20 protein-coding genes, 1 tRNA gene and 3 pseudogenes are annotated in these 23,857 nt (G+C 54.3%); 19 read left to right on the top strand and 5 right to left on the bottom strand.

Going from position 1 to position 23,857, the window contains the following annotated elements; all coding sequences use genetic code 11:
* Window positions 1–875: 875 nt before the first annotated feature.
* Window positions 876–3,041 (bottom strand): EAL domain-containing protein, encoded by a 2,166-nt coding sequence (locus tag ACJAXR_RS02400; RefSeq protein ID WP_415056646.1) that lies wholly within the window; start codon window positions 3,039–3,041, stop codon window positions 876–878.
* Window positions 3,042–3,416: 375 nt separating this feature from the next.
* Between ACJAXR_RS02400 and ACJAXR_RS02395 the strand changes: the two are divergent.
* The 3 pseudogenes from ACJAXR_RS02395 to ACJAXR_RS02385 all read left to right on the top strand — a co-directional run.
* Window positions 3,417–3,707 (top strand): annotated as a pseudogene (locus ACJAXR_RS02395) (integrase core domain-containing protein); the annotation flags it as partial.
* Between the two features lie 9 nt (window positions 3,708–3,716).
* Window positions 3,717–4,154, top strand: a pseudogene (locus ACJAXR_RS02390) (IS3 family transposase); the annotation flags it as partial.
* An 8-nt stretch (window positions 4,155–4,162) separates the two neighbouring features.
* A pseudogene (locus ACJAXR_RS02385) lies at window positions 4,163–4,354 on the top strand (transposase); the annotation flags it as partial.
* Window positions 4,355–4,733: 379 nt separating this feature from the next.
* On the opposite strand, the gene ACJAXR_RS02380 reads toward ACJAXR_RS02385, so the two are convergent.
* The 3 genes from ACJAXR_RS02380 to ACJAXR_RS02370 form a co-directional block, all read right to left on the bottom strand.
* Entirely contained in the window at window positions 4,734–5,942 is a 1,209-nt protein-coding gene (locus ACJAXR_RS02380; protein ID WP_415056645.1) for a tyrosine-type recombinase/integrase, read from the bottom strand.
* Window positions 5,926–6,381, bottom strand: coding sequence for an Arm DNA-binding domain-containing protein (locus ACJAXR_RS02375; protein WP_415056644.1), 456 nt, complete (start codon window positions 6,379–6,381; stop codon window positions 5,926–5,928). Before ACJAXR_RS02375 ends, ACJAXR_RS02380 begins: the two co-directional genes overlap by 17 nt.
* Before the next feature lie 162 nt (window positions 6,382–6,543).
* Window positions 6,544–6,630, bottom strand: a tRNA-Leu gene (locus ACJAXR_RS02370).
* Between the two features lie 149 nt (window positions 6,631–6,779).
* On the opposite strand from ACJAXR_RS02370, the gene queA reads away from it, so the two are divergent.
* From queA to secF, 5 genes are all read left to right on the top strand, one after another.
* Entirely contained in the window at window positions 6,780–7,829 is a 1,050-nt protein-coding gene (gene queA / locus ACJAXR_RS02365; RefSeq protein ID WP_415056643.1) for a tRNA preQ1(34) S-adenosylmethionine ribosyltransferase-isomerase QueA, read from the top strand.
* 5 nt (window positions 7,830–7,834) lie between these two features.
* A complete protein-coding gene (gene tgt, locus ACJAXR_RS02360; protein ID WP_415056962.1) occupies window positions 7,835–8,953 on the top strand; it encodes a tRNA guanosine(34) transglycosylase Tgt in 1,119 nt (372 codons plus the stop codon).
* Window positions 8,954–9,011: 58 nt separating this feature from the next.
* Complete coding sequence (gene yajC, locus ACJAXR_RS02355) at window positions 9,012–9,344, top strand: preprotein translocase subunit YajC (RefSeq protein ID WP_415056642.1); 333 nt, start codon at window positions 9,012–9,014, stop codon at window positions 9,342–9,344.
* Window positions 9,345–9,405: 61 nt separating this feature from the next.
* Entirely contained in the window at window positions 9,406–11,274 is a 1,869-nt protein-coding gene (gene secD / locus ACJAXR_RS02350; protein WP_415056641.1) for a protein translocase subunit SecD, read from the top strand.
* Between the two features lie 10 nt (window positions 11,275–11,284).
* Window positions 11,285–12,199: a protein translocase subunit SecF gene (gene secF / locus ACJAXR_RS02345; protein ID WP_415056640.1), complete on the top strand. Its 915-nt coding sequence runs from the start codon at window positions 11,285–11,287 to the stop codon at window positions 12,197–12,199.
* A 97-nt stretch (window positions 12,200–12,296) separates the two neighbouring features.
* Here the strand turns inward: secF and suhB are convergent, their stop codons facing one another.
* On the bottom strand, window positions 12,297–13,112 hold the full coding sequence (gene suhB, locus ACJAXR_RS02340; RefSeq protein WP_415056639.1) for an inositol-phosphate phosphatase: 816 nt from the start codon (window positions 13,110–13,112) through the stop codon (window positions 12,297–12,299).
* 147 nt (window positions 13,113–13,259) lie between these two features.
* Here suhB and trmJ point away from each other — a divergent pair, with 147 nt between their 5' ends.
* From trmJ to bamB, 11 genes are all read left to right on the top strand, one after another.
* On the top strand, window positions 13,260–14,039 hold the full coding sequence (gene trmJ, locus ACJAXR_RS02335) for a tRNA (cytosine(32)/uridine(32)-2'-O)-methyltransferase TrmJ (RefSeq protein ID WP_415056638.1): 780 nt from the start codon (window positions 13,260–13,262) through the stop codon (window positions 14,037–14,039).
* A 2-nt stretch (window positions 14,040–14,041) separates the two neighbouring features.
* Window positions 14,042–14,863, top strand: a complete 822-nt coding sequence (gene cysE, locus ACJAXR_RS02330) for a serine O-acetyltransferase (protein ID WP_415056637.1) — start codon at window positions 14,042–14,044, stop codon at window positions 14,861–14,863.
* A 7-nt stretch (window positions 14,864–14,870) separates the two neighbouring features.
* Complete coding sequence (locus tag ACJAXR_RS02325; RefSeq protein ID WP_415056961.1) at window positions 14,871–16,025, top strand: IscS subfamily cysteine desulfurase; 1,155 nt, start codon at window positions 14,871–14,873, stop codon at window positions 16,023–16,025.
* Window positions 16,026–16,158: 133 nt separating this feature from the next.
* The gene (ndk, locus tag ACJAXR_RS02320; RefSeq protein ID WP_415056636.1) at window positions 16,159–16,587 is read left to right on the top strand and encodes a nucleoside-diphosphate kinase; all 429 of its coding nucleotides are present in this window, start codon (window positions 16,159–16,161) and stop codon (window positions 16,585–16,587) included.
* Between the two features lie 28 nt (window positions 16,588–16,615).
* The gene (gene rlmN, locus ACJAXR_RS02315) at window positions 16,616–17,779 is read left to right on the top strand and encodes a 23S rRNA (adenine(2503)-C(2))-methyltransferase RlmN (RefSeq protein WP_415056635.1); all 1,164 of its coding nucleotides are present in this window, start codon (window positions 16,616–16,618) and stop codon (window positions 17,777–17,779) included.
* Window positions 17,780–17,804: 25 nt separating this feature from the next.
* The gene (gene pilW, locus ACJAXR_RS02310) at window positions 17,805–18,569 is read left to right on the top strand and encodes a type IV pilus biogenesis/stability protein PilW (protein WP_415056634.1); all 765 of its coding nucleotides are present in this window, start codon (window positions 17,805–17,807) and stop codon (window positions 18,567–18,569) included.
* A complete protein-coding gene (locus tag ACJAXR_RS02305) occupies window positions 18,566–19,564 on the top strand; it encodes a RodZ domain-containing protein (RefSeq protein ID WP_415056633.1) in 999 nt (332 codons plus the stop codon). Before pilW ends, ACJAXR_RS02305 begins: the two co-directional genes overlap by 4 nt.
* 13 nt (window positions 19,565–19,577) lie before the next feature.
* Window positions 19,578–20,690, top strand: coding sequence for a flavodoxin-dependent (E)-4-hydroxy-3-methylbut-2-enyl-diphosphate synthase (gene ispG / locus ACJAXR_RS02300; protein WP_415056632.1), 1,113 nt, complete (start codon window positions 19,578–19,580; stop codon window positions 20,688–20,690).
* A 15-nt stretch (window positions 20,691–20,705) separates the two neighbouring features.
* The gene (gene hisS, locus ACJAXR_RS02295; protein WP_415056631.1) at window positions 20,706–21,983 is read left to right on the top strand and encodes a histidine--tRNA ligase; all 1,278 of its coding nucleotides are present in this window, start codon (window positions 20,706–20,708) and stop codon (window positions 21,981–21,983) included.
* A gap of 37 nt (window positions 21,984–22,020) precedes the next feature.
* On the top strand, window positions 22,021–22,662 hold the full coding sequence (locus ACJAXR_RS02290; protein WP_415056630.1) for a YfgM family protein: 642 nt from the start codon (window positions 22,021–22,023) through the stop codon (window positions 22,660–22,662).
* 32 nt (window positions 22,663–22,694) lie between these two features.
* Complete coding sequence (bamB, locus tag ACJAXR_RS02285; protein ID WP_415056960.1) at window positions 22,695–23,807, top strand: outer membrane protein assembly factor BamB; 1,113 nt, start codon at window positions 22,695–22,697, stop codon at window positions 23,805–23,807.
* Window positions 23,808–23,857: the final 50 nt, after the last annotated feature.

Below are 23,857 nucleotides of genomic sequence, written 5' to 3'. Positions count from 1 at the left end.
CAGGTGTTCATTGTCTGGGGCCCAAGAAATTCCGGTCTGGTCAATTTTGCCTGAAGCCAATACAGACTGACGCAGTTTACTTAGCTGGCGTCTAAACGTCGCTAATTCGAAGGTTTCATTTTAATAATACGGGTCGCTGGCAGGGTGATTAATTTGAGTAAAAACGCCTTCCATAAGAGTAAGCGATGATCAGAAGCTGACCAAAGAGCAGGGTGCAATAATGGGTTGAGTTTTATGATTCGAAAGTTTCAAGACAGCTGTCGGGCGCGATTGCCCTGCACTGATTAGAATAGTTGTGAAGTTGTACCAATAACCAAACATTGAATCCAATGCTTGGTGCCTCGAGGGAGAATCGAACTATCTGCTACGAGCCTTGTATTTAATGGCTCAGATCGATACATGGCGTTATTGATGCCCCCAAATATGCCCCCAAATAGAAAAGTACCCCTCGTTCTTGCAACAACGTTTGACGCTCGCTGCCAAGACCTAAATTGTTGCGGTTAGTGGGAGGGAGTTTGTCAAAGCGGTTTCCTGCTCGTGAAGGTTGGCGTTTTAACACACCCCTCCCGCCCACGGTGTCGTGGCAGGAGAGTCGAACCAAACTCTGAAGTAGCTTGTATTCAAGTGAATCGCCCCGGACCTTCTAGATACTCTATGATTTCTTTTGGCCGGAAGCGGCCGATCAAATATGTTGAGGGGCCAGAAGGCTATTCAAAAAATTCAGTCGACTTGTATCACCGAAATGCCTAGCTCATTGGTTTCGGACTAAGGTGGTCAATCGTTCGGCTCGATGCTGTCGCATGAGATCTCGGAGGCGGACTATTGACTCGACGCTCGGTAGATAAAAAGTGTTCATCTGGCCCTCATTACTCACTTCAGATGAACAAGTCTTGGAGCGCACAGGGTTTTCCGAAGAGATAACCTTGATACGCACCGCAGCCCAAATCTTGAAGCATTATACGCTGCGCTTCTGTTTCAACACCTTCGGCGATCACATTCAGTTGCATTGCGACGGCAAGGGTGATTACCGCCTGCGCAATGGCTTGATCGTTGGGGCTATCAATAATGTCCCTAACAAAGCTTTGGTCGATTTTCAGCTGGTGTATTGGCAATTGTTTGAGATAAAACAAGGAGGAGTAACCTGTACCGAAATCATCAATGGAAAAGGTAACTCCGTGGCGCTGTAACTCTAACATCTTGACTTTCACGTTCTCGACGTCGCTTGCCAGAAGACTTTCGGTAATTTCCAACTTGAGATTATGTGGTTTGGCGCCCGACGCGTTCAGTGCATTGAGCACCGTGCTTACAATATCCTTTTTATTGAACTGCACAACACTGATATTGACAGCAATCGTCAAATTAGCCTTTGCTGGATCAGAGGCCCAGTGGGCCAGTGTTTGGCATGCCTCTCGTAAAACCCATTCCCCGATAGGCACAATGAGACCGGTTTCTTCCGCCAAGGGAATAAACTGCGCTGGAGAAATGAAGCCCTTATTGGGATGAGCCCAGCGCAGAAGTGCTTCAACTCCGATCAACTGCCCGTGCTGGCCGACCTGCTTCTGGTAGTGGACTTGAAACTGCTGCATGCGAAGAGCCTCGTACAGATCTTGCTGCATCGCCGCACGCAAACTGACTGCAACCTGCATTTGCGGATCAAAAAAATGCACGCTATTACGGCCCGAGGCTTTGGCTTTGTACATAGCCATATCCGCTTGTTTGAGCAGGTCCTCAAGCGATGAACGGCTGCTATTGAAAATGGTCACACCAATACTTGCCGATCCATTATAAGAAAAACTGCCCAAATCAAATTCCTGAGCCAACGTAACACAGATTTTTACGGCTGCATCTTCAGCCTGGTTAGCTGCTTCATGCCGATCGGAGCTAAGACCCTCGATCACCACCACAAACTCATCACCGCCTAAGCGTGAAACGGTATCACCTTGCCGAACTGATTTAATCAAGCGTGCTGCGACTTGGCATAGCAACAGGTCGCCTTTATTATGGCCTGAGCTATCGTTAAGGTTCTTGAAGTTATCCAGATCCAGAAACAGTAGCGCAGCGTACCGGTTTTGCCGAGCGCAATTGGCAATAATTTGCTGCAGACGGTCTAGCAGCAAGCGGCGGTTGGGCAGCAGCGTCAATGCGTCATAAAACGCCAGCTGATGTATCTCATTTTCACCCTTTTTGCGCTGGGTGATATCCCTCACGATACCTATGAAGTTTATCTTGCCCAACTGTTCAACTTCGGCCAACCCTAGTTCGATAGGAAAAACAGTGCCATCTTTATGCAGTGCCTCGAGCTCTTGATAACTACGAATAACGTTGCTTTTAATTGCGCCAGTAAAGTTTGATGTAAAGTTATAATGATGCTCGAGATGCGACGAATTAATTAAATTATTCACGTTGAACCCAACCATCTCATCGCTAGTGTATCCAAAAATATGCTCTGCTCCACGACTGAATGTGCGAATTATTCCTATATCATTAATAGTGATAACACCGTCAATCATGTTCTCAATAATCGCCAACATCTGTTTTGATTGTTCATCAGCTTTATCGATACGAGCAATTTCGTACTCAACCATATCCGCAAAATCACGTAGCTCTCGCTCTTGCTCGTCGGTAAAGTCACGAGGTGAAGGGTCAAAGATACACAAAGATCCGATCGGCAGACCACCTGGCCCCCTCACAGGCGCACCTGCGTAGAAACGAATGTGTGGGGCATTAGTTACCAGCGGATTCGCAGAAAAACGTGCATCCTGCAGCGCATCAGCAACCGCTAGGACCCTGTCATCCAATATTGTGTGGCCGCAAAAAGAAATATCGCGACTCGTCTGGTTTTCCTCTAGACCTACTTTGGATTTAAACCATTGTCGGTCGCTGTCCACCAGAGTCAGCAAGCAAGTCTCAACAGCGAAAAAACGCCGAGCTAGTCTGGTTATGCGATCAAAACGTTCCTCCGGGGGCGTGTCAAGGAGTTCTGTATTCTGCAGCGCGAGCAAGCGCTCAGCTTCATTAATATTGTAGTCAGGTGTGATCACCGTGCCTCCAAATGGTGTTTTGGTGCTTAAAATAATACATTTATCAAAAAATTTAGGCGGAGGTCAACCTAATTACATTTAAATCCCACCGGCAGAAAACTCATATACACCCCCCCTCCCCACACATGACGGTTTCGGATCGTTAACTAGCGTATTTTCATAGACTTAAGCAATGGTAGGCATCGCTAATAAAGTGGCGAGAGCTGTTACTGCAGCGTGTAAATCTGAGTAGTGCTAGACACATTTTCGTCAATCCTCAATCAGCATTATGCGAGTCGCAACACAAGCGGCTTGGCTGGAAAAGACCTGCTGAAGTGCTGAACAAGTGTATAAAGTCAATTCAACAATCCAGTGTCGCCACGATCGGTTGAATTTGCCCAGTACTTGAGTCGTTTATTTCGCCAGCGGTTGTGGCGTTATCGAATTCGTCAGAGCATGAGTCGCCAGGGTAATTGCTGGGACAAGGTGCCAATGGAGCGGGTGTTCCGGAGTTTGAAAAGTGAATGGATACAGACCGTGGGCTACAGAATTGCTCAAGAGGCCCAACGAGATATCAGCCATTTCTTGATGCATCGGTACAACTGGATTCGGCCACATCAATTCAACAGCGGACTGAAGCCAGCTCGAGCCAAAGAAAAACTTAACGTCGTGTCCAGGATTAGTTGACCACTACAGGCTGTCATTCTTGATTTATGCACGCGCCGGATAGTGGGTTGGGCGCTGTCTGAAAAGCCAGACGCCGAGCTGGTTATTAAGGCGCTGGATATGGCCTACGAACAACGTGGAAGGCCTCAGGGCCTGCTGTTTCACTCTGGTCAAGGGTCGCAGTATGCGAGTCGTTTATTTCGCCAGCGGTTGTGGCGTTATCGGATACGCCAGAGCATGAGTCGCCGGGGAAATTGCTGGGATAACGCGCCAATGGAGCGCGTGTTCCGCAGTTTAAAAACCGAATGGATACCGAGTCTGGGCTACAGAACTGCTCAAGAGGCCAAGCGCGACATCAGTCATTTTTTGATGTATCGGTACAACTGGATACGTCCCCATCAATTCAACGATGGGTTGGCGCCGGCTCGGGCTGAAGAAAAACTTAACGTCGTGTCCGGGATTAGTTGACCACTACACAGCGCGGTACTAATGAAAATACCAACGGCTTACTCCGGCAGTATTTTCCCAAAGGCGGCGACTTCAGCAAACTGACCGTCAAGGGTGTAAATCAGGTTGCCGCGCGGATCAATTTACGTCCGCGTAAGCGCTTGGGATGGAAGACGCCATACGAAGTTTATGCAGGGGTGAGCGTTGCACTTATGTGTTGAATTCAGGCCCTGTAGATAGTTTTCTTCTGCATATTCATCATCTTTTTGCGCTAATTCCAAGTAACGGCAGACTAGCCGAAGCGCTTCGTCGAGGGCGATTTCAATTTCTAGTGTCTCGTTTCCTCGCCCATTCATTCCTATGCGATTGCTGGCGCATAGTTTTTCAATTGCTCTTAGGAACATTGTTCTTAGTTGTGGCGGAACTCCTGGCACCTCTGAGTCAGAACTCCAAGTGGCATCCGCAAGATTGATATGACTAAGGTATCTGCGAACATCTTTCATCATCACACCTCCCACGGCGTACCCATTGAATGGATTGGCTGGCCTCGCAGGTGGGTGCCTGCTTTTCGCTCCGTCGAGCTAGGCCAGTCAAAAATTGTTATGCATTGCGCTTAATACTAACCACGTTAGCGCCGGCACATAGGGCGCCTATCGAATCTGCCCATGCTTGCATCATCTCCCGACGCTGTTCCAAATAGTTGGCGTGGTTGTAGGTGTCGCGGATTTCGTTGTTGTCACCGTGGGCAAGCTGGCGTTCTATCCAGTCACGGTTATAGCCTCGCCCGTTTAGCTCAGTACTTAGCAGGTGGCGGAAGCCGTGACCAGTCTGGCGGCCTTCGTAGCCCATCAGGCGCAGTGCTTTATTAATGGTGTTATCGCTCATGGGGCGGTCTGAATTGTTCTGGCCGGGAAAGACCAGCGGGTATTCGCCGGTTATCTCTTCAAGCTGGCGCAGGATAGCAATGGCTTGAAGAGGCAGCGGCACTACATGGGGCCTCCGTGCTTTCATGCGCTCTTTCGGGATCGTCCATGTAGCGCCGGCTAAATCGAACTCTGACCATGGTGCTTGTCGTAGCTCGCCAGGGCGGACAGCTGTTAGCACTAGCAGGCGGATTGCATGACGGGTCAGGGCGTTGATGTTGGCTTTCTCTGCTTTGGCCAACAATTCCGGCAGCTCGGCAAAGGTGACGTGAGGATGGTGGCGGGTAGCTCTTTGGGGTGCGGCAATAACATCCAGATCAGTGGCCGGGTTCGCTTCTACCACCCCACTGGCCAGCCCAAAGCGGAATATCTGGTGTAACCATTGGCGAATCTTGCCGGCTACGTTAAGCGCTCCTCGTGCTTCGACCTTGCGCACCAGTTCCACCAGCTCGGGGCGGGTAATGGTTTTGACCGGGCGTGCGCCGATCACGGAGTTAATGTCCTTTTCCAGATATAGCTTGGCTTTGTCGCGGGTGCTCTCGGCCCAGCGTGGCGCGTTGTATTCGAACCACTCGAGCGCCAGCGTTTCAAAGGTCAGGCCGTTGGTCCGTTGCGCTTGTTTGGCGGCTTTGCGTTCGGCGCTGGGGTCGATCTCTCTCGCCAATAGTTCTCGGGCCTCTTCACGCTTCTGGCGGGCTTGGGCAAGGCTCACGGTTGGGTATGGGCCGAGGGCAAGTTTCTTTTCTTTTCCGGCTATTCGGTATTTCAGTCGCCACAATTTTGAGCCTGAGCAGGTGATCTCAAGATATAGGCCGTGGGCATCGCTCAGCTTATAGGGCTTTTCTTTGGGCTTGGCTGTCTTAATTGCGCTATCTGTCAGAGGCATGAGGGGTGCCCTCAGTATCGACGGCTAGTAGAAAGACGTGGACGGCTGCGGTTTGCTCGGGCGTCAGGCTCAGAATTTGGCGGGGTGTCTCGATGGTTAGTGCGTGGTCTAGCGTTATGACCAAGCGAAAGGCTTTAGCGTGTGCCCGTTGCTCAGCGCGTTTGTCCTTTTCTGCTTTGCGCACTGCGCTCGGGTCAGTACCCGCCTCGATGGCAGCACGGGCTTCGTCTCTGGTCTTGATGGCTTGCGCTAACGTAATGCTGGGGAAAGCCCCAATCGAAAGCGTTCGTTCTCGCCTCTCGAAATAGTACTTGAGGCGCCATAGTTTGGAGCCGTTGGGCATGGTCAACAAATACAGGCCGCGACCAACGGCGGTCTTGTACGGATTGGGTTTTGGTTGCAGCGCCAATAGAGATCTACTGTCTGCTTTCACTTCCATTGTGGGGGCCTTTATTTGACCGAACTGAGAGGCCTCCTATTAAGCCCCCAATTGTTCGGGCTTGCAAGGGTACCCAAGGGAACTGTAGGCAATAAAAAACCCGCACTGGGCGGGCTTTTCGGGGTGTTTTGGGTCTTGCTGATACCACCTGAATACATCAGATGGTGCCTCGAGGGAGAATCGAACTCCCACTCTGTCACCAGAAACGGATTTTGAATCCGCCGCGTCTACCAATTCCGCCATCGAGGCCTGCGCATTACTGCAGACGGCGCGAAGTATACGAATCCCATGACGCGATGGTCAATGGTAGGACGCGTAATAAATCGGCTTTCTTTGGCCCGGCTCCCGGGTTTCAGCTATCATGCTTGGCCTTTTCCTTTGCCGGATCATTCCCACGCATGCGTCTCAGCGACTTCCATTTCGACTTGCCAGACCGTCTTATTGCCCATCATCCGCTGGCTGAAAGGCGGTCAAGTCGGCTGCTGTGCTTAGACGGGCCGAGCGGGCAGGTGAGCCATAAGCACTTTGTTGATCTCCTCGACTACCTGCGCCCCGGCGACCTGATGGTATTCAACAACACGCGGGTGATCCCTGCGCGCCTGTTTGGTCGCAAGGAAACCGGCGGGCAGTTGGAGATTCTGGTCGAGCGAGTGCTTGATGCCCACCGCGTGTTGGCCCATGTGCGGGCCAGCAAGTCGCCCAAGGTCGGCAGTCGGATCATTACCGAGGGCGGAGCGGTGGCAGTGATGGTCGCTCGGCATGATGCTCTGTTTGAATTGGCGTTTGACGAGGATGTACTGGCTTTGCTTGAGCGGGTTGGGCACATGCCGTTGCCGCCGTATATCGACCGGGCTGATGAGCCAGCCGACCGCGAGCGTTATCAGACGGTGTATGCGCAGAAGGCCGGCGCTGTGGCAGCGCCCACTGCGGGATTGCATTTTGATCGTGAGATGCTGCAGTCGATTGCCGACAAGGGCGTGCATCGCGCCGAGGTGACCTTGCATGTAGGCGCCGGCACTTTCCAGCCGGTCCGTGTCGAGCGCATCGAAGATCATCAGATGCACAGCGAATGGCTGGAAGTCGATGCGGACGTCGTTGAAGCGGTCAATGCCTGCAAGACGCGAGGCGGTCGGGTCATTGCTGTCGGCACCACTAGCGTGCGCTCGCTGGAAACGGCCGCTCGAGACGGCGAGTTGAAACCTTTTAGCGGCGATACCGATATTTTCATCTACCCTGGCCGACCATTTCATGTGGTGGATGCGCTGGTGACTAACTTCCACTTGCCGGAGTCGACCCTGCTTATGCTGGTGTCGGCCTTTGCCGGTTACCAGCAGACCATGGCGGCTTACCAGGCAGCGGTGGCCGAGAACTACCGGTTTTTCAGTTACGGTGATGCCATGTTCATCACCCGCAATCTGGCTGCGGCCGGACCAGAGGACGCAGTATGAGTCATATGAATTTCGAACTGCTGGCCACTGACGGTAAGGCGCGTCGCGGCCGGCTGACCTTCCCCCGTGGCGTTGTTGAAACGCCGGCTTTCATGCCTGTTGGCACCTATGGCACGGTCAAGGGCATGCTGCCACGGGATGTGGAAGCGATTGGCGCGCAGATTATTCTCGGTAATACGTTCCACCTGTGGCTGCGTCCCGGCACCGAGGTCATCAAGGCACATGGTGATCTGCATGATTTCATGCAATGGCAGGGCCCTATTCTGACTGACTCGGGCGGTTTTCAGGTATTCAGTCTCGGCGCGATGCGCAAGATCAAGGAGGAGGGCGTGTATTTCTCCTCTCCGGTAGACGGTGCCAAAGTGTTCATGGGGCCGGAGGAGTCCATGCAGGTTCAGCGTGACCTTGGCTCGGATATTGTGATGATATTCGACGAATGCACGCCCTATCCGGCAGATGAAGATACTGCCCAGCGGTCAATGGAGTTGTCTCTTCGTTGGGCCAAACGATCAAAGGATGCGCACGCTGGCAACCCGTCTGCGCTGTTCGGGATCGTCCAGGGCGGTATGCACGAGTCGTTACGTCTGCGCTCGCTCGAGGGTTTGAACGAGATTGGTTTTGATGGTCTGGCAATCGGTGGTCTGTCAGTTGGCGAGCCCAAGGAAGAGATGATCAAGGTGCTGGACTTCCTGCCGCAGCATATGCCTGCTGACAAGCCCCGTTATTTGATGGGCGTCGGCAAGCCGCAGGATCTGGTTGAGGGCGTGCGCAGGGGTATCGATATGTTCGATTGCGTGATGCCAACACGCAACGCCCGCAACGGTCATCTGTTCGTCGATTCTGGGGTAATCAAGATCCGCAATGCGGTGCACAAGCGTGATACCTCAACGCTGGATGCATCGTGTGATTGTTACACCTGCCAGAATTTTTCCCGCGGATATCTGCACCATCTGGACAAGTGCGACGAAATGCTCGGCAGCATGCTCAACACCATTCACAATCTGCGCTATTACCAGCGGCTGATGAGCGGTTTGCGCGGTGCCATCCAAACAGGTACATTGAGCGCCTTTGTGGACGACTTCTACGCTCGGATTGGCTTGCCGGTACCTCCTCTGGAGGCCTGAAAAGCGCCCTGGAAGCGCCCTTGATCTCTCTTTCGTGTTAATACAATAGGAGTGTCACATGAGCTTTTTCATACCCGCCGCGATGGCCCAGACTGCTGAAAGTGCCTCACCCATGGGTGGCGGTTTTGAGTGGATTTTTCTGGTCGGTTTTCTGGTCATCTTTTATCTGATGATCTGGCGTCCCCAAGCCAAGCGCGCCAAGGAACACAAAAACCTGATCGGTGGCCTGGGTGTAGGTGATGAGGTCGTGACCGGCGGCGGTATCCTCGGCAAGGTCAAGAAAGTGACCGACGAATTCATCGTGCTGGAAGTCGGTGATGGTCAGGAACTCAAGTTCCAGAAGGGCTCTGTTGTTGCGGCGCTACCCAAAGGCACGCTGAAAGCCATCTGATCGCTACCTACCATCTTATTTCGGGCGCCCTTCGGCGCCCGGATTGTTATCGGGCTCCGATATGCTCAACCGTTACCCCCTCTGGAAATACCTGCTAATTATCGCCGTGCTAATGCTTGGCCTGCTCTACGCCATGCCTAATCTGTATCCGGATGATCCGGCTATTCAGATCTCCAGCGCACAAACTGGTCAGACCATCGAGCAGCGCGAGCTGGACCGGATTGAATCAGCCCTGCAAGCAGCTGGTATCGAGACTAAAGGCACTGATCTAGGCGACCTGGATCGTTCTGGTCTGGTTCGACTGGTCGAACGTTCGGATCAGCTCGCAGCCCAGGATGTGGTTCGCCGCACGCTTGGCCCGCAGTTCGTCGTCGCGCAGAATCTGGCCCCAACCACTCCGCAATGGCTGATGAATATTGGCGCCGGTCCAATGAAGTTGGGCCTCGATCTGTCCGGTGGCGTGCACTTTCTGCTGGAAGTCGACATGGACAAGGCTATCGAAGCACGCGTCAATGTCTATGAGAGCGAGATTCGCAACCTCCTGCGCAGCGAACGTGTGCGTTATCGCAGCATGCCCAATCAGGGCAATGTATTACAGTTTGGTTTTACCGACGCAGAGCAGCTCAGTGACGCCCAGCGATTGGTTAGTGCCGATTACAACCAGTTTCAGATGAACACGGTCAGCCGCGAAGGGCTGGAAGTGTTGCGCCTGACGCTGACTGAGGCCGAGATGGCCGAGATTCGTGATTATTCGGTGCGTCAGAACTTGACGACAGTGCGCAACCGAGTTAACGAACTAGGCGTCGCCGAGCCGTTGGTGCAGCGCCAGGGTGCTAATCGCATAGTGGTTGAGCTTCCGGGCGTGCAAGACACGGCTGAAGCCAAGCGTATCCTGGGCAAGACTGCGAACCTCGAGTTCCGGTTGGGAGCCGAGCTCGACGCGCCACGCGCCACGGTCGAGACCTTTGATTTTCGCGGTGACAAGCGTCCCCCTGCGGATGTTGAGCGCAGCATTATTCTGACCGGTGACCAGGTCACTGATGCTCAGTCCAATTTCGATGAAAATGGGCAGCCACAGGTCAATATCAAGCTTGATGGTCCTGGCGGCGACATGATGACGCGTGCTACACGAAACAATGTAGGGCGCGGTATGGCGGTGATTTTTATTGAGCAGCGCCAGATCAGTCGTGATGTCATGCAGGAAGTCGATGGTGTCATGGTCGAGACGAAAGTCCCGGCTTTTGTCGAGGAAAAGAGCATTATCAGCCTCGCTACCATCCAGAGCACCTTGGGCAACCAGTTCCGTATTACCGGTCTGGATTCGCCGGCTGAGGCGTCTGAGCTGGCATTGCTGCTGCGCGCCGGTGGTTTGGCGGCGCCGATGTATTTTGTCGAGGAGCGTACCGTAGGTCCGAGTCTGGGTGCAGAGAACATCGCTAAGGGGGTCACCGCTACACAGGCAGGCTTTGTGATGGTGTTGATCTTTATGTTGGTGCTGTACAAGATGTTTGGTTTGTACGCCGGTGTTGCTTTGAGCTTTAACCTGATACTGCTTCTGGCGCTGATGTCTCTGCTCGGCGCCACACTGACGTTGCCCGGTATTGCCGGTATCGTATTGACCCTCGGCATGGCAGTCGACGCTAACGTGTTGATCTTTTCCCGCATCAAGGAAGAGATCGCCGGCGGTGTGTCTGTTCAACGGGCGATTCACGAAGGCTACGACAAGGCGTTTTCGGCGATCATCGACGGCAACCTGACAACCTTGCTGGTTGGCGTGATCCTGTTTGCGATGGGTTCTGGTCCGATCAAGGGGTTTGCGGTAACGCTCTCGCTGGGCATTATTACTTCGATGTTCAGTGCCATCATGGTCACCCGAGCGATGGTCAATCTGACCGTTGGCGGGCGTGACATCAAGAAGCTATGGCTGTGAGGAGCGCGTCATGATTATCAGTAAAACCATCAACTTCATGGGGCTGCGCAAGTTTTTCTTCGCTGTTGCCGTCATCCTTATGATCGGTTCCATTGCCAGTCTGGCGGTCAAACAACTCAATCTGGGTTTGGACTTTACTGGCGGAGCCCTGGTTGAATTGCAATATGAAACCGCAGCTGACTTGCCGGAAATTCGCACGACCCTGCGTGAAGCTGGCTATGACGACGCTGTTGTGCAGTATTTTGGAGCATCGACAGACGTGTTGATTCGTTTGGCCAGCGATGATCCTGACCTGGGTAGTCAGATTGCAGAAATTGTCAAAAACGATGATGGCAGCGATGTCACCACTAAGCGGATCGAGTTTATCGGCCCGCAGGTAGGTGAGGAGTTGCGCGACCAGGGTGGCCTGGGCATGCTGCTGGCGATGGGCGGGATTTTGCTCTACGTGTCGCTGCGTTTCCAGATGAAATTCGCGGTGTCTTCCATCGTTGCGTTGGTGCACGACGTAATTTTCACACTGGGTATTTTCTCTTTCTTTGGCTTGTCATTCGATCTGACTGTGTTGGCGGCGTTGCTCGCGGTGATAGGTTACTCGTTGAACGACACTATAGTGGTGTTTGACCGCGTGCGGGAGAACTTGCGTGTCATGCGTACCGCCGATCTTGAAGAGATTATCAACGTATCGACCACCCAGACACTGGCACGGACGTTGGCTACATCGGCTTCAACCTTGCTGGTGCTCTTCGCGCTGTATTTCTTTGGAGGCGAAAACATTCAAGGGTTTGCTCTGGCATTGATCATCGGTGTGGGTGTCGGTACCTATTCGTCGATCTACGTGGCAAACGGCTTGCTAATGACGATGAAGCTGACTCGTGAGGATCTGATTCCGCCACAAATTGAGCAAGAGGTGGATGACCGGCCCTGAGCACGGTTAATCTGAGCATAAAAAAACCCGGCCTCTTTAGCTGGGTTTTTTTATGGGGCTTTACGCGGCGTCACGCATCAGTCTGGTCTGCATCGATTCAGCGTTTCATGCCGGGTGTCAGATGCGGTTGGATAGCTGTGAGTACGGCTTTGAAGCACTTGGGGTTGCCCGCCACTATGTGGCCCTTCTCCATGAAGTGGTGGTCTCCGGTGAAGTCGCTGACCAGTCCGCCGGCTTCCTGAATCAACAGGCTACCTGCTGCCATATCCCATTCGGCCAGGCCTGCTTCCCAGAAGGCGTCATAGCGGCCGGCGGCGACGTAGGCCAGGTCCAGGCTGGCTGCGCCGCAGCGACGGATGCCGGCGGTCTGGCCGATCAGGCTGCGGAACATGCCCAGATAGTTGTCCAGTGACTCCATCTGGTTCTGGCGGAATGGAAATCCGGTACCGAGTAGGGCGCCGTCCAAGGTCTTGCGCGAGGTGACGCGCAGACGCTTGCCATTGAGCGATGCACCACGGCCACGGCTAGCGGTAAATTCTTCTTGGCGGACCGGGTCCAGTACGACAGCGTGTTCGATACGTCCTTTCACCCTACAGGCAATGCTGACTGCATAGTGCGGAATGCCCCGTATGAAGTTGGTGGTCCCATCCAGCGGATCGATAATCCACACGATGTCAGCCCCATCGCCGTGGCCGGGCTGAAATCCGGATTCTTCGGCGTGGATGCCATGGTTCGGGAAGGCTTTGCGCAGATGTCCAATAATTGTTTGTTCTGCAGCCCGGTCAACTTCGGTTACATAATCGTTGGCCTCTTTCTCGTTGACGGTCAGAACGTCAAGCCGCTCGACCGAGCGATAGATCAGTTCTCCTGCGCTGCGTGCGGCGCGCAGGGCGATATTCAACATGGGCTGCATACTGGTGTCTCTGAATAGGGGGATTTGAAGAGCCGGAAATTGTATCAGATAAGCCCGCCAACATGAATGCATCATGGCCTTTGTCTTCTGGCTTTTGTAAGATGAGCGGTTCCTCGCCAACCGGCGCAATGATCTTGGAGTGCTTACGTGCTGGACAACGTTCGTGTGGTTCTGGTGAATACCAGTCATCCCGGTAATATCGGCGGCGCGGCCCGCGCGATGAAAAACATGGGGCTAACCCGGCTGGTACTGGTTGAGCCGCGGCGCTTCCCTGATCAGAATGCGGGTGCCCGCGCGGCTGGTGCCGATGATGTTCTGGCTGGCGCTGTGATCGTCGATACTCTCGAAGAGGCGATTGCAGATTGTGTTCTGGTGTTGGGCACCAGCGCCCGTGATCGGCGGATTCCCTGGCCAGTAGTCGACCCGCGGGAAGCGGCGCACAAAATCCTCGACCAGTTGGCCGAGCTGCCGGACGCTCAGGTAGCGCTGGTGTTTGGACGAGAAGACTCGGGTCTCACCAGTGATGAGCTGCAACGCTGTCAATTTCACGTGCATATCCCGTCCAATCCGGACTTCAGCTCCCTCAATCTGGCTGCTGCTGTGCAGGTAGTCGCCTACGAGTTGCGCATGCTTGCTCTGCAGCGCCAAAGCTTGCCAACAAGCGTCCAGAAGGTCGAGACAAGCTCCACGGCGAACGAGATGCCTACCACTGCCGATGATATGGAGCAGTATTTTGCCCATTTGGAGCGAGTGCTGGTTGAAATCGGCTTTCTTAACCCGCATCAACCTAGGCACTTGATGCCTCGTTTGCGACGTCTTTATGGGCGCATCCGGGTCAACCGGATGGAAATGAATATCCTGCGCGGTATTTTGACAGAAACTCAAAAAGCCATCGGTGTGAAAGCGATCGGTGAGCGGAGACGTTAAACATGTTCAAGCGCATGAAGGAAGATATTGCCAGTGTATTCCACCGGGACCCGGCAGCTCGTAGTACGGCGGAAGTACTGCTGTGCTATCCGGGTTTGCATGCGATCTGGCTCCACCGCTTGGCCCATGCGCTGTGGATGCGTAATGCGCGGCTGGTGGCGCGGATGGTGTCAAACTTCTCTCGCTGGGCAACGGGAATCGAGATCCATCCGGGCGCCAAGCTGGGACGGCGGTTCTTTATTGACCACGGAATGGGTGTAGTGATTGGCGAAACTGCAGAAATTGGCGACGACGTCACCTTGTATCAAGGCGTTACTCTCGGTGGTACTAGTTGGGACAAGGGTAAGCGCCATCCTACGCTGGAAGATGGCGTGGTGGTGGGCGCGGGCGCTCAGGTGCTCGGTCCGTTCACGGTTGGTGCTGGCGCGAAAATCGGCTCCAATGCGGTTGTCACCCGGGCTGTGCCGGCCGGTGCAACTGCTGTTGGAATCCCGGGTCGGGTTATTATCAAAGAATCTGACAAGAGCGGTGATGATCAATGTGCCAAGCGGCAGGCGATGGCCGAGAAACTGGGTTTTGATGCTTATGGCGTGACCCGCGACACGCCTGATCCAGTGGCCCGGGCGATCGGTCAGATGCTCGATCACATGCAGGCCGTCGACGGTCGTATTGAGGGTATGTGCCATGCTTTGAGTGAGCTGGGTAGCGATTACTGCGCCAAGGACCTACCCACGCTGGGTAGCGAGGACTTCGATCTGCTTAAAGCTGAAGTCGATAGTGTTGAATCAAAATCCGCAGATATCGGCAGTGCCGGTCGCTCATAGGATAAAACTGATGTTGCCGATTTATCTCGATTATGCCGCCACAACGCCGGTTGACCCTCAGGTTGCCGAGAAAATGATGGGGTGTCTGACTCTGGATGGTAACTTTGCCAACCCAGCGTCGCGCTCTCACATATACGGCTGGAAAGCTGAAGAGGCGGTGGAATTAGCGCGGCGCCAGGTGGCTGATCTGGTGGGTGCCGATCCGCGGGAGATCGTGTGGACATCGGGGGCGACCGAATCTGACAATTTGGCGATCAAGGGTGCCGCGCACTGCCGGGCGGAGCGGGGTCGGCACTTGATTACTTCGCAGATCGAACACAAGGCGGTGCTTGATAGTTTTCATCAGCTAGAGCGCGAGGGATTCGAAGTTACCTGGCTTCAGCCCAAAGCGGACGGAATTATTACGCCGCAACAATTGCAGCAGGCGATGCGCGAAGACACCACCCTGGTGTCGCTGATGCATGTAAACAATGAGATCGGCACGATTAACGATATCGCCAGCTTAGGCGCGGTGGCGCAGGCAGGTGGTGCGTTGATGCACGTTGATGCGGCCCAGTCTACCGGCAAGTTACCGATCAACTTGCATCAACTGCCGGTTGATCTGATGTCCTTTTGCGCTCACAAGACTTATGGTCCTAAGGGTATAGGTGCCTTATACGTTCGCCGTGATCCCGCATTGCGAATCGAGGCGCTGATACACGGTGGAGGCCATGAGCGGGGTATGCGCTCGGGTACCCTGCCCACCCATCAGATTGTTGGCATGGGCGAATCCTTTGCGTTAGCGGGTTCTCTTATGGATGAAGAAAGCCAGCGTATCGCCGAGCTGCGCGACCTGTTGTTGGAGGGTCTGGCCGATTTGCCGGATGTGTTCCTCAACGGCAGCAGCGATCAGCGTATTGCGCACAATCTCAATCTTGCATTTGCCGATGTTGATGGCGAGTTGCTGTTGCTGGCGCTGAAAGACCTGGCGCTGTCTTCGGGTTCGGCCTGTACCTCGGCGTCGGTTGAGCCTTCTTATGTATTGCGCGCGCTGGGTATGTCCAATGCACTTGCTCAGGGATCGCTGCGGCTGTCTTTCGGACGCTTTACTACTGCCGATGAGGTAAAGCGCGCTGCGCAGGTGCTGTGCACTGTCGTCCCGCGGCTGCGCCAGAACGCGTGAGTGCATCAGGCGCTGCTACTGCACTGGTGAATACGCCGGCCGGTATGTATTTGCTGCCAATCTGCGTATAATCCGCAGGTTAACAATTACGCATAAAATCTAAATCTACCTTTATTTTTCTGGAGTGTTTTCCATGGCTGTAGAACGTACCCTGTCCATCATCAAGCCCGACGCCGTCGCCAAGAATGTCGTAGGCCAGATCATTAGCCGTTTTGAAAAGGCGAGCTTGAGCGTCATCGCTGCCAAGATGGTGCAGCTGTCCCAATCTGATGCTGAGGGCTTCTACGCAGAGCACAGCGCGCGTCCTTTCTTCAAGGATCTGGTTGGCTTTATGACTTCCGGTCCTGTCGTTGTTCAGGTGCTTGAAGGTGAAGGCGCCGTGTTGAAGAACCGTGAATTGATGGGCGCAACCAATCCTAAGGAAGCTGAGGCCGGCACCATTCGCGCTGACTTCGCCGAGTCCATCGACGCTAATGCAGTGCATGGTTCTGATTCCACCACGTCTGCGGCCCGCGAGATCGGTTATTTCTTTGCTGAAACTGATCTCTGCTCGCGCAGCTGAGAATGCTTTTCGACACCAAGGTGATGATGTGATTGCTACAACCAATGCCGCCGGCAAAATCAATCTGCTGGGTCTGACTCAGCCGAAAATGGAAGCCTTCTTCGAGACTCTAGGAGAAAAGCGTTTCCGTGCCGGTCAGGTCATGAAGTGGATTCATCATCTGGGCGCCGATAATTTCGACGATATGACCAATGTCAGCAAGGCTTTGCGCGAGAAGCTTGCAGCCTGCTCTGAGATTCGTCCGCCGGAAGTGGTCAGCGAAGATATCTCCAAGGATGGCACGCGCAAGTGGGTCATCCGGGTTGCCTCTGGCAGCTGTGTGGAGACCGTCTATATTCCGCAGAATGGTCGGGGCACACTCTGTGTGTCCTCCCAGGCGGGGTGTGCGCTTGACTGCAGCTTCTGCTCTACCGGCAAGCAGGGATTCAATAGTGATCTGACCGTGGCAGAGATAATCGGCCAGGTCTGGATCGCCAAAAAGTCGTTTGGGAATCTTCCAACGAAGTCAGACCGTGCGATCACCAATGTGGTGATGATGGGCATGGGCGAGCCGCTGTTGAATTTCGACAACGTGCTTGATGCGATGCTGCTGATGATGGATGACCTTGGTTACGGTATATCCAAACGCAAGGTCACGCTGTCGACCTCGGGCGTTGTGCCAATGATCGAGAAACTCGGTGAGCTCACTGATGTTGCGCTGGCGCTGTCGTTGCACGCACCGAACAACGCATTGCGTAACCAGCTAGTGCCGCTAAACAAGAAGTATCCGCTGGAAGTGCTGTTGCCCGCCTGTAATCGCTATATGGCCAGGTTGGGTGAGAAGCGCGTATTGACCATCGAGTACACCATGATGATGGACGTCAATGATCAGCCGGAGCACGCGGAGGAGATGATTGAACTGCTGCGTGAAACGCCTTGCAAGATCAATCTGATACCCTTTAATCCGTTTCCCCACTCGGGTTACGAGCGGCCAAGTAACAACAGCATCCGCCGCTTTCAGGATATGCTGCACAAAGCGGGCTATAACGTCACCGTGCGCACCACCCGTGGTGAAGATATTGATGCCGCTTGTGGCCAGTTGGTTGGGCAGGTAATGGATCGTACCCGCCGCAGCGAACGCTACATCGCTCTCAGAGAGTTGCCGGTTGATGGGCTGCCCGAAGCGGCACAGGCCTCAAGCGTTAACCGGTAAAGCATCCAACCGAGGATCGATTGTGATGAAAAAAATGATGATCGCGGCAGCATTTTTAAGCGCTTTTGCGTTGACTGGATGTGTGACTACCAGTGACCAACCACAAAAACGCAAGCCTGATGCAGATGCTGGGCGAGATGCCTATATCCAGCTGGGTTTGGGATATTTGCAGGAAGGCGAAACCGAAAGCGCCAAGGCACCGCTGAGTGAGGCGTTGAAACTTGATCCGCGGTCGGCTTCGGCTCATCTGGCTCTGGCGATGGTGTTTCAGCAGGAAGGCGAAACCGCATCCGCTGATAAACACTACCGGGATGCGCTGTCCAGTGAGCCTGGAAATCCCAGAATATTGAACAATTATGGGGTTTTCCTGCTCAGTGAAGAACGTTACGACGAAGCCTTGGGTTATTTCGAAAAGGCCTCTAAGGATACCCTGTATGGGGAACGGTCGAGGGTGTTTGAAAATATCGGGCTGACCTATCAACGCATGGATCGCTTGGAACAGGCAAAAGCCAGCTTTGAGCGTGCATTGCGACTTAACAGCCGACAGCCTCTGGCTTTGCTGCAAATGGCAAAGATCGAGTTTGCCGAGCAGAATTTCGTTCCCGCGTGGGGCTATTATCGCAGTTTCACCGAGTTTTCCGGACAAAGCGCCGAGAGCCTCTGGCTCGGTATTCAGCTGGCAAGGCGGTTTGAAGATCACAATCGGGCTGCAAGCTATGCGCTGCAGCTACGCCGCCTCTATCCGGCCAGTCCTGAAGCAAAAGAAATGAAGGCGTCAGACCAATCATGAGTACAGACCAGCGAGACGCAATAACGCCGACTGATGAAACTCGACAGGCCGGCGGACGCACACACAATCCGGGTGCCAGCCTGCAAGTCGACAGGGAGGCCAAGGGGCTTAGTACGGCCGAAGTGGCTGCGAGCCTGCGCCTGCCAGAAAAGATTCTTATCCACCTGGAGGCTGGGCGTTTTGAGAATTTGCCCGGTGATACCTTTGCGCGGGGTTACGTTCGCAGCTATGCGCGGCTGCTGGGTCTAGATGCCAACCAGCTGGTGCTGGAATATGACCGTTATCGGGGTGTCGAAGTCCGGGAGCAGCAAGTCAGTGGTATCGATAAGCTAAGCCATCCAGGGAAGATCAGTGGCATGTTGGTGACCTGGACCACAGTCATCGTCGCGATTGCCGTTCTGGCGTCTATCCTTTTGTGGTGGTACGACAGCCAACCTGAAACTTCCGGTCAGGATGTCTCCACCATTGCCGAGCAGTCTATCGATGAGGTCGAAGTCGATGCCATGTCTTTGCCTGAGAGTTTTGCCGAGGAATCGTCCGTATTTCCGAGCGATTCGTCCGATCCGCTGATTGCGCCCACCGTGACTGAAGAGGATGCGCCTGCAATTTCTGATTTGCCGGCGTTAGAGATTCCCACGGAGGGAGCTCCAGCTCAGACTCAAATCGGGTCCTCAGCGCCAATCCCGCCACAGGTTTCAGCAGACAGTAGTACTTCAGAATCTGACGTTACTGCTGCTAACGAGATGTTGGCCGTCGGCAAAGGTTTGCAGATGCTGTTCAGTGGTAATTGCTGGCTGCAGGTCACCACCCCGGGTGGCGAGGTGCTTCACAGCGCATTGATGCAGGCGGGCCAAACACTCACGCTTGACCATCAGGGTCCCATCGACATTGTGATTGGCGCCGTCGAAGCGGTGTCATTGATTGCTTTCAATGGTGAGCCAGTAGACACGCAAGGTACCAGAGCGTCAGGCGTTGTTCGCCTGCGTCTGGGCTGACAGGAGGAGCGCGATGCACCACGAATCTCCGATTAAACGCCGGGTCTCGCGGCAAATCCGTGTCGGCTCTGTGCTGGTAGGCGGTGATGCGCCTATTTCTGTGCAGAGTATGACCAATACCGAGACGTGTGATGTCGCCGCCACGGTGGCTCAGATCAATCAGTTGCAGGCAGTGGGCGCAGACATTGTCAGGGTGTCGGTACCGAGTATGCAGGCGGCTGAAGCCTTCGGTGAAATCCGTAAGTTGGTTACACTGCCCCTGGTTGCGGATATTCATTTCGATTACAAGATAGCGCTTCGTGTCGCGGACTTGGGCGTGGATTGTCTGCGGATTAATCCGGGTAATATCGGACGCGAAGACAGGGTTCGTGCAGTAGTTGATGCCGCACGTCACAACGGGATCCCGATACGTATTGGCGTCAATGCAGGTTCGTTAGAAAAGGATTTACAGAAGAAGTATGGTGAGCCTACACCTCAGGCTTTGGTCGACTCTGCACTTCGTCACGTCGATTATCTCGACAAGCTGGATTTTCAGGATTTCAAGGTCAGCGTCAAAGCGTCAGATGTTTTCATGGCGGTGAATGCTTACCGCTTGCTCGCGGCGCAGATAGAGCAGCCGTTACACTTGGGTATTACCGAAGCCGGTGCCCTACGCTCGGGTACGGTTAAATCAGCAGTGGGTCTGGGTTTACTGCTGGCCGAAGGGATCGGCGATACGATACGCATCTCTTTAGCCGCCGACCCGGTTGAGGAGATCAAGGTTGGTTTTGATCTGCTCAAATCGCTGCATCTGCGCTCTCGTGGCATCAATTTTATTGCCTGCCCGAGCTGCTCGCGGCAAAACTTCGATGTGATCAAGACCATGAACGAGCTTGAATCTCGACTTGAAGACGTGGTCGTGCCGCTGGACGTGGCGGTTATTGGTTGCATCGTGAACGGGCCGGGCGAAGCCAAGGTGGCAGATATCGGGCTCGCCGGGGCGTCCCCGAACAACCTGATTTACGTCGGAGGGACGCCATCCCAGAAGGTCGACAATGCTAATCTTGTCGATACATTGGAAAAGCTTATTCGCGACAAGATTGCTGCCAAACAGGCGCTGGATGCCAACACCATCGCCCGTGGCTGATTAAGGAAAGAAGCATTGAAGACCTTGCAAGCCGTGCGCGGCATGAACGACGTATTACCTGCCGATAGTGCACTGTGGCAGTATTTTGAACGTACTGTGGCAGATCTGCTCACAGGTTACGGTTACCAGCAAATGCGTATGCCGATCGTCGAGTCCACCGAGCTGTTCAAGCGCTCCATTGGCGAGGTGACGGATATTGTCGAGAAGGAGATGTATACCTTCGCTGACCGAAATGGTGATTCGTTGACCCTGCGTCCGGAGGGAACTGCAGGCAGTGTACGGGCCATGCTTGAGCACGGTTTGATTGGCGGTGGAGTGAGCCAGAAAGTCTGGTATGCCGGACCGATGTTCCGGCATGAGCGGCCGCAAAAAGGCCGGTACCGACAATTCAATCAGATCGGTGTGGAAACCTTCAACATTACCGGTCCTGATATCGACGCCGAGCTTATTCTGTTGAGCTGGCGTCTGTGGAAGCAGCTCGGATTACAGGATGCGGTCACCCTGGAGCTCAACAGTCTGGGCAGCAGTGAAGATCGCGGTCGCTATCGTGAGGAGCTGGTCGCGTATTTGCGCGAACGCTTTGATCAGCTGGATGAAGACAGCCAGCGGCGACTCGAGAGCAATCCGCTGAGGGTGCTGGACAGCAAGAATCCGACCACTCAGGCGCTCCTGGCCGATGCACCACGTCTCGTTGATTTTTTGAACGAGGATGCGAGGACCCATTTTGAGGGGTTACGGGCTCTGCTCGATGCCGCCGGAGTGCCCTATGTAATCAACCCAAGACTGGTACGCGGGCTGGACTATTATGGGCTGACAGTGTTCGAATGGGTGACAGACAAACTGGGCTCACAAGGGACAGTCTGTGCGGGTGGCCGTTATGATGGTCTAGTCGAACAGTTAGGTGGTAAGCCGGCTCCTGCTGTTGGTTTTGCTATGGGCATAGAACGTCTCTTGCTGTTGATCCAGACTCTGGATTGCGTTCCTTCGCACTTGACCCGTCAGGTGGATGTCTACCTTGTTACGCTTGGCGATGGCGCTGCGCTAGCGGGTTTTCGCCTTGCCGAGCAGTTGCGCGATGCGTTGCCCGGGCTTCGACTGGTCGTGCATTGTGGTGGCGGTAGCTTCAAGAGTCAGTTCAAGAAAGCTGACAAGTCCGGTGCATTGTTCGCCTTGATCCTGGGCGAAGATGAAGTCACTGCAGAGCAGATTGGAATCAAGCCGCTGCGCAGCGACGCGCAGCAGGAAAATATTGCCTGGCATGGTTTGCCGGCGCGTTTAAAACAATTGTTGTGAGCGGCATCAACCGCTTGGATCAGGCAAGGAGTCTGGGGTGACGTACGAGACAGAAGAAGAACAGGTAGAGAAGATCAAGGAGCTGTGGAAGCGCCACGGCGTGCCTTTGCTCACGGGTGTAGTCATTGCGCTGGCAGGTGTATTCGGCTGGCAGGGCTGGAATAACCATCAGGACAACAAGGCAGCCGAGGCATCCGCGCTGTATCAGTCGATGCTTGAAGCGGTGCTCGGTAATAGCGAGTCGCAGGGACGTGCAAGGGGTGCCGAGCTCGCAGAGCAGATCCGTGACGAATATGGCGCTACGCGCTATTCCCAATTTGCCGCACTGATGCAGGCGCGGCTTGCAGTCGAAGCAGAAGATTTGGCTAGTGCTGAGGAACTGCTGGCTACGATCGTTGCTGATGCCGGTGATCCTGTGCTTGAAGAGGTTGCTCGTCAGCGTCTGGCGAGGGTAATGGCTGCGCAAGATCGTGCCGAGGAAGGATTGGAAGTGCTTAGCGGTAATGTGACCGGCGCTCTGCTGGCTAGCCGGGAAGAGGTCCGGGGTGATCTGCTGCTCGTTTTGGGCCGTGAGGCCGATGCGCGTTCTGCCTATCAGGCTGCACTGGTGGCACTCGAGGATCCCAAGTCGCGTCCGCAGTTACAGTTGAAGCTCGATGATCTGGCGGAGGAAGCCTAGTGAACCTGAAGTTCCCGTATGTGGCCCTGACTATGGCTGCCCTACTGATTGCAGGGTGCAGTAGTTCCGGCAAGAAAGATCTGACTCCGGTAGAATTGGAAGACTTTACTGCCGAAGTTGAAATCGAGCGCTCCTGGGACCGTAATATCGGAGTTGGCCAGGGCAAGCTATATAATCAGTTGGCGCCCTCTCTTGATGGTCTGACGCTCTATGCGGGAGACGCTAAGGGTCGTGTTGTGGCCATGGACCGGGAGACTGGCGACGTTGTATGGCAGGTCAAACTCAAAGAGCGTATGTCCGGTGCCGTCGGTACGGGTGGCGGTCGGGTGATGGTCGGTACCCTTGACGGTGAAGTGATCGTACTGGATGAGGAAGATGGTAGCGAGATGTGGCGCGCCCAGGTTTCCAGTGAAATCCTGGCTCCGCCGCAGACCAACGGCGACGTGGTGGTGGTACAAACCCTCGACGATAAAATTACAGCCCTGGATATCAGTGACGGTTCACAACGCTGGATATACGAATCAAGCGTGCCGGTACTGACCGTCCGTGGTCACAGTACCCCCCTGATTTCTCAGGGACGGGTGTTTGCCGGGTTATCCAGTGGGCGTGTTGTCGGTTTGGCGGCTGATAGCGGTCTGCCGGTCATGGACGCGCGAGTTGGTAAGCCACAGGGCCGGACTGAGCTTGAGCGGATGGTCGATATCGATGGGCAACTGTTGCTGGTCGATGAAACGCTCTATGTCACCAGCTATCAGGGTGCACTCGCGGCAGTCGATATCAATACCGGGAGCGTACGCTGGCAGCATGATGCCTCCAGCCTGGTTGGCGCGGGTGAAGGTTTTGGTAGCGTCTATATCAGTCTTGCTGATGGACAGGTTGAAGCGCTTGACCGTACACGCGGCGAGTTGCTGTGGACCAACGATAGCTTTCTTCGTCGCAGTCTGACTGCACCAGTCGCTTTCAGCAGCTATATTGCAGTGGCCGATTACGATGGGTATGTGCATCTGCTGGCACAAACGGACGGGCGACTGGTTGGTCGTATCCGGGTTGACCGCAAGGGTGTTCGGGCTCCAGCGATTGCGCTGGGCGATACACTTTATGTATACGGTAATAGCGGCAATTTGGTGGCGCTGAAGCTGCGCTAAGTCCTGAAACAGCTATACTTTCCCGGCCGCTGTCCCTTGAAAACGGGCGT

Origin of the sequence: Halopseudomonas sp., from assembly GCF_047631575.1 — a bacterium.
Taxonomy (GTDB): Bacteria; Pseudomonadota; Gammaproteobacteria; order Pseudomonadales; family Pseudomonadaceae; genus Halopseudomonas.
This window is presented reverse-complemented; position numbering and strand designations above follow the sequence as displayed.